We start from the raw sequence: 1,356 nt of genomic DNA on the forward strand, positions 1-1,356 counted from the left end.
CCCTTCGTCATTCCGGGACGCTCGCGCCAGCGAGCGAGCCCGGAATCCCGAGATTGTTGTGCAAGCTGCAGCCAAGCACTCCCGGCGTCACATCATGGGTTCGCGCCGATGGGCGCGCCCCGCGATGACTGAGGCGAGGCGAACCAGAGCGGCATCCCCAAAACAAAAACCCCGCCATTTGCGGCGGGGTCAAGGACCACTCGGAAGGAGAGCGCCCGAGGGCGCTCTTGGTAGAACCAGTTAGGCCGGGATGCGGACGTCGTCCTCGGACGGTTCGCGCAGCACGTAGCCGCGGCCCCAGACCGTCTCGATGAAGTTGCGGCCGTCGGAAGCGTTGGCGAGCTTCTTGCGCAGCTTGCAGATGAAGACGTCGATGATCTTCAGTTCCGGCTCGTCCATGCCACCATAGAGGTGGTTGAGGAACATTTCCTTGGTCAGCGTGGTGCCCTTCCGCAGGGAGAGCAGCTCCAGCATCTGATATTCCTTGCCGGTCAGATGCACGCGCTGGCCGCCGACTTCGACGGTCTTGGTGTCGAGATTGACGACGAGATCGCCGGTCTGGATCACCGACTGGGCGTGCCCCTTCGAGCGGCGGACGATCGCGTGGATGCGCGCGACCAGCTCGTCCTTGTGGAACGGCTTGGTCATGTAGTCGTCGGCACCGACGCCCAGACCCTTCACCTTGTCCTCGATGCCGGCGAGACCGGAAAGGATCAGGATCGGGGTTTTGATCTTGGAGACGCGAAGCTGCTTGAGAACATCATAACCGGACATGTCCGGCAGGTTCAGATCAAGCAGGATGATGTCGTAGTCGTACAGCTTGCCGAGGTCGACGCCTTCTTCACCGAGATCCGTCGTGTAGACATTGAAACTCTCGGATTTGAGCATCAATTCGATCGACTGCGCAGTCGCGCTGTCATCTTCAATCAGCAATACGCGCATGCCAGTCCCCTCTAAGCGCCGCTACGGGCGTCAGGCGTCCGCACACTTGCGGCACTGGAAACGCCTTTGAAGAACTGATTCGGATCCTGACGAGGAATGGTTAACAAAAACTGATTCGGCTCCGCAAGGTCCTGTCGTGCAATTTTTCTCGAATCGCACTAAGGTGTTGCGGGAAAGCAGCTTTTTGTCGGCCGGCCCCTTCAAGTTCCACTTTAAGAGTCGGCGTCAACCGACTCTTGCGACTCACCCTTCATTCTGAGGGGCAAGCGTGCTCAGCTATCAAAGACAGTGACGCAATGATTAACGATGCGGGTAAACACGAAGTTAAGGCGACAGGCCCCGCGTCGATGAACTTAAGAGTTTCGCAATGAAGGCCTTGGCGGAACAGATCGGCGACATCGACAGCGTCAATAC

The 1,356-nt window shown here is 58.6% G+C and carries 1 protein-coding gene; it reads right to left on the reverse strand.

The annotated features are described in order from the left end of the window. Nucleotides 1-240: 240 nt before the first annotated feature. On the reverse strand, nt 241-942 hold the full coding sequence (ctrA, locus tag DYI24_RS26645; protein WP_011157191.1) for a response regulator transcription factor CtrA: 702 nt from the start codon (nt 940-942) through the stop codon (nt 241-243). Nucleotides 943-1,356: the final 414 nt, after the last annotated feature.

It is taken from the genome of Rhodopseudomonas sp. BR0C11 (assembly GCF_010820945.1).
Lineage (GTDB): Bacteria > Pseudomonadota > Alphaproteobacteria > Rhizobiales > Xanthobacteraceae > Rhodopseudomonas > Rhodopseudomonas palustris_H.